The 3,917-nt window shown below is 66.5% G+C and carries 6 protein-coding genes; 2 read left to right on the forward strand and 4 right to left on the reverse strand.

The annotated features are described in order from the left end of the window. Positions 1-419: LysR substrate-binding domain-containing protein (locus tag AC3XYG_RS01730; RefSeq protein WP_489138087.1), on the forward strand; the 419-nt coding region annotated here is incomplete at its 5' end. On the opposite strand, the gene AC3XYG_RS01735 is transcribed toward AC3XYG_RS01730, so the two are convergent. Genes AC3XYG_RS01735 through AC3XYG_RS01750 form a run of 4 tightly spaced genes read right to left on the reverse strand, consistent with a single transcriptional unit; the run spans position 405 to position 2,808 of the window. Continuing rightward, positions 405-719, reverse strand: coding sequence for an NIPSNAP family protein (locus AC3XYG_RS01735; protein ID WP_489138088.1), 315 nt, complete (start codon positions 717-719; stop codon positions 405-407). The two genes, AC3XYG_RS01730 and AC3XYG_RS01735, sit on opposite strands and share 15 nt — an antisense overlap. Continuing rightward, on the reverse strand, positions 716-1,192 hold the full coding sequence (locus tag AC3XYG_RS01740; protein WP_489138089.1) for a cupin domain-containing protein: 477 nt from the start codon (positions 1,190-1,192) through the stop codon (positions 716-718). Before AC3XYG_RS01740 ends, AC3XYG_RS01735 begins: the two co-directional genes overlap by 4 nt. Positions 1,193-1,228: 36 nt before the next feature. Next, positions 1,229-1,873 (reverse strand): polysaccharide deacetylase family protein, encoded by a 645-nt coding sequence (locus AC3XYG_RS01745; protein WP_489138090.1) that lies wholly within the window; start codon positions 1,871-1,873, stop codon positions 1,229-1,231. Between the two features lie 8 nt (positions 1,874-1,881). Further along, entirely contained in the window at positions 1,882-2,808 is a 927-nt protein-coding gene (locus AC3XYG_RS01750) for a fumarylacetoacetate hydrolase family protein (RefSeq protein ID WP_489138091.1), read from the reverse strand. 252 nt (positions 2,809-3,060) lie between these two features. On the opposite strand from AC3XYG_RS01750, the gene AC3XYG_RS01755 reads away from it, so the two are divergent. Further along, on the forward strand, positions 3,061-3,897 hold the full coding sequence (locus tag AC3XYG_RS01755) for a helix-hairpin-helix domain-containing protein (RefSeq protein ID WP_489138092.1): 837 nt from the start codon (positions 3,061-3,063) through the stop codon (positions 3,895-3,897). The last annotated feature ends 20 nt before the right edge of the window (positions 3,898-3,917 follow it).

The following is a 3,917-nucleotide window of genomic DNA, read 5'->3' on the forward strand; positions in this document are numbered from 1 at the left end:
GTTCCAACCCGCGCGTGTTGGCGGCGTCGCCGGCCTATCTCGAGCGGGCCGGGACGCCCTCCTCGCCGGCCGACCTGGCAGCTCACGCGGTGATCGGCGGACCGGCCGGGCAGATTCCTGGCGGGTGGTCGTTCCAAAAAGACGGACGCTCGGTCTCGGTCTTGGTCGAAAGCCGGCTGACAACCAGCTCGAACGAGGGCGCGGTCGCCGCCGCCGTGGCGGGTCTGGGCTTGGTGTCCACCGGCTACTGGGGCAGTCGCCAGGAACTGGAGGACGGGCGGCTGACGCCCGTGCTGCCCGATTGGCGCCGGGAACCGGTGGAACTGAACGCCGTCTACGCCGCCGGCCGCGCCGCCAAGCCCGCCGCGCGGCTGTTCACCGACTTCCTGATCGAAGCCTTGAAGTCAGTAGGTGGGTGAGAAGCGCGCCGGGGCCAGGATCTTGCTCTCCTGGGTCTCGATGCAGGCAAAGATCTTGGGCGCGTAGGCGACCCACGCCGGGTCGGCCGACAGGGCTGCGCGGCGGGCCGCGCGATCGTCCAGGCTGTCGTAAGCCCACAGGTGAACAATCTCGTTGAGCGGCCCGATGTCGGTGAAGAAGTAGCCCACCAGCCGGCCGAGGTACTTTCTCTGCAGCGGCAAGCCTTCCTCCTCGTAGGTCTGGAGGTAATCGCGGACCTTGCCCGCCTTCACCCGGTAGGTGCGCTGTTCGACGATCATGAGGCGGCCGTGTCAGGAAAATTGGTGTCGTGGCGTTTGCTGATCTCGTGGATCTTCTCGCCGCTGAAACCGTCGCCTTTGGCCAGATCGGAGATTTCCCGGAAATAGCGATCCTGGCCGCCGGGAAAGCTCATATCGAGCATCTTCGCCGGCGTCGTCCCGACGTTCTTGAAGGTGTGGACCGCGTGGCGCGGGAGGTAGACAAAGGTGCCGGGCCCCACCGTCCGCATGACTCCGTCCACGCCGACCTCATAGGTCCCCTCTAGGACGAAGAAGACTTCTTCCTGGTGGAAGTGGACGTGGTTGGGCGGGCCTTCGCCGGGTTGGTGCACGGCCAGGATGGCCGACAGCTTGCCGCCGGTGTGATCCGAGCGGACCACCACCTTCATATCCAGGCCGAAGGGCCGGATTTCCTCGCCGTCCTCAAGCGTGACGATCAGGGGCGGTGTTTCGGGTTGGGTGCGCTCCAGCATGCTGTTTTCTCCCAGGGCAAGGGGTGACGTTCGGGGTCATTGGGCGACATAGGGCGCCAGAGACAAGACCTCCTGCCCAGCGCGAAGAGGAACACAATCCTCCGGAAAGTCCTGCCGGAATCGGCCGCCTTCCTCGTGGATGCGGTTTATGAAGCGGGGCAAATGGTCCATGGCGCCGGTCGGCAGGTCGTGCACCACCACCACCGACCATAGCCGTGAGCGGCACGCCTGGACCGCCGTCTCCACCCAGCCTTCGGGTTCGAGCCAGTCGCCCGGCACGCAGGTCCACAGGACGCAACTGTACAGGCCTTGCTTGAGCCACTGGACCGCCGCCGGGCTCAGCAAGTGCGGGCCGATGGTGCCGTCAATGCCCGTAGGCCGGAACCACCTAAGCGGGTGGGCAAGATCGGCGATCAGGGACTGGGTGCGTTCGATCTCGATCTGCGGCGCCAGCGGGTCGGTGCTAAGGCCCAGGGCTGCAGAGTGCGTGAAGGTGTGGTTGCCGATCCAGTGCCCCTCGCGTGCCGCCTGGCTCGCCAGCACCCGGCGGCTGGGGTTCCGCAGCTTTTCCCCTAGCACGAAGAAGGTGCTCTTGATCCCCGCCCCGCCGAGGATGTCGAGCACCTGCGGGGTGACGCCGGGTTCGGGGCCATTGTCGAAGGTCAAGGTGACGTCGAACATCGCCAGTCTCAGGCGGCGGCGGAGCAGGCTTCCGCGATGACGGGGTTACGCAAGACGCCGATCTGCTCGATCTCCACTTCGACCACGTCGCCGGGCTTCATCCACAGTTGCGGTTTGCGTGCGAGGCCCACGCCGGCCGGCGTGCCGGTGACGATGACGTCGCCCGGCTGCAGTGTGATGCCTTCGGAAATGACCGCGATCTGGGTGGCGACGTCGAACACCATGTCGCTGGTCGAGGCGCTCTGTACCACCGTTCCGTTCAGGCGGGTCTCCAGGCGCAGGCCACGGGCGCCCTCGGGCAGTTCATCGGCAGTCACGAAGGTGGGTCCAAAGGCACCGGTGCCGTCGAAGTTCTTGCCCATGGTCCATTGTGGCGACTTGAACTGGTAGTCGCGGATCGACGCCTCGTTGAAGATCGACCAGCCACAGACGTGCTTGAGGGCGTCCTCGACGCGGATGTGCCGACCGCCGATGCCGATGATGGCGGCGAGCTCGCCCTCATAGTCGAGCTGTTCGGACACCATCGGACGTATGATGGGCTCCCCGTGACCGACCAAGGTGGTGGCGAAGCGTCCGAACAGGGTGGGGTAGGCGGGCTGCTCGAAATTGCTCTCCGCCGAATGGTCCCGATAGTTCAGGCCAACGCATATGATCTTGGGCGGCTGGCGCAAGGGGGGGAGGAAGTCCATCTCTGCTTCGTCAAGCGCGCGCCCGGCGTCCCGCAGCCAGAAGCCGAGGCTTTTGAGCGCAGCGTCTCCCGACGGAATCACCGCCTCAAGTGTCCTCAGCCCCTGCTCGCCATAGGAAATGCCGCGCCAGCCCTCCGGCGTGTGAACGGCGAGGCCTTCACGGCCGCGCAGGGAATAGGACGTAAATCTCATGGAGTCCTCGCTTGGCAGGTCGCCGCGGCGGCGACGGGCAAGAAGATCGCTCATCTGAGAATGGCGAAGTAGCCGCTATAAATAAATATGTTATATTTGGATTGCAAATGACTGATTGCCCCCCAGTTGGCCCGCGGCTATGAGTAGGCCTTCGCCGAGGACTGCTTCAGCCAGATCGAAGGCTTCGGCGAGTATGGCTTCCCGGAGAGCCACACGGCGTCCTTTGCTCTGATCGTCTAAGTCAGCGTCTGGCTCAAGCGCCACCACCCGGCGATCTTCGCGCCCGCCATCCTCAACTCGCAGCCGATGGGCTACAATGCGCCGGCGCAGCTGGTGCGCGATGCCAAGGAACATGGTGTCGAGGTCCGTCCGGTCGACGTCAACCATAGCGATTGGGACTGCAGCCTGGAATCGGGCGCCCGCGGCCTCGCCGTCCGCCTCGGCATGCGCCAGGTGAAGGGCCTGCGCGAGGTCGAGGCGGCGCGGATCGCAGCCGCCCGCGACGACGGCTATCGCGAGCTCCGCGATGTCTGGCGCCGCGCCGAGATCACCGTGGCGTCGCTGGAGCGCCTGGCCGAGGCCGACGCCTGGCGTTCCATGGGCCTCGGCCGCCGGGAAGCCCTATGGGCGATCCGCGGCCTCGGAGACGTCCCCCTGCCGCTCTTCGAGGCGGCCGATCGCCTCCGCGGGCCTGGTGACAATCGGCCGTCGATCGAGCTCGCCGGCGAGGCGCAGATCCTGCTGCCGGCGATGACCCTCGGCGAGGAGGTGGTGCAGGACTACCAGTCGCTGAGGCTCAGCCTGAAGGCGCACCCGATGTCGCTCCTCCGCCGGCACGTCGCCGACGACGGCATCCTCTCCACCGCCGAGATGCGCGCAGCCAAGGACGGCACCTGGGTGGCCACGGCCGGCCTGGTGCTGATCCGCCAGCGCCCGGGCACGTCCAGCGGGGTGATCTTCGCGACGCTCGAGGACGAGACCGGCATCGCCAACATCATCGTCTGCCCCCAGGTCTGTGAGCGCTACCGCCGCGCCGTGATCGGCGGCCGCCTCGTCGAGGTCCGCGGTCGCCTGCAGAAGGAGGGGTTGGTCATCCACCTGATCGCCCGGCATGTCATCGACCGCTCCGAGCTGCTGCGCTAGTAGGGCCGCATCGATGGTCC

The organism is Inquilinus sp. (genome assembly GCF_057815775.1).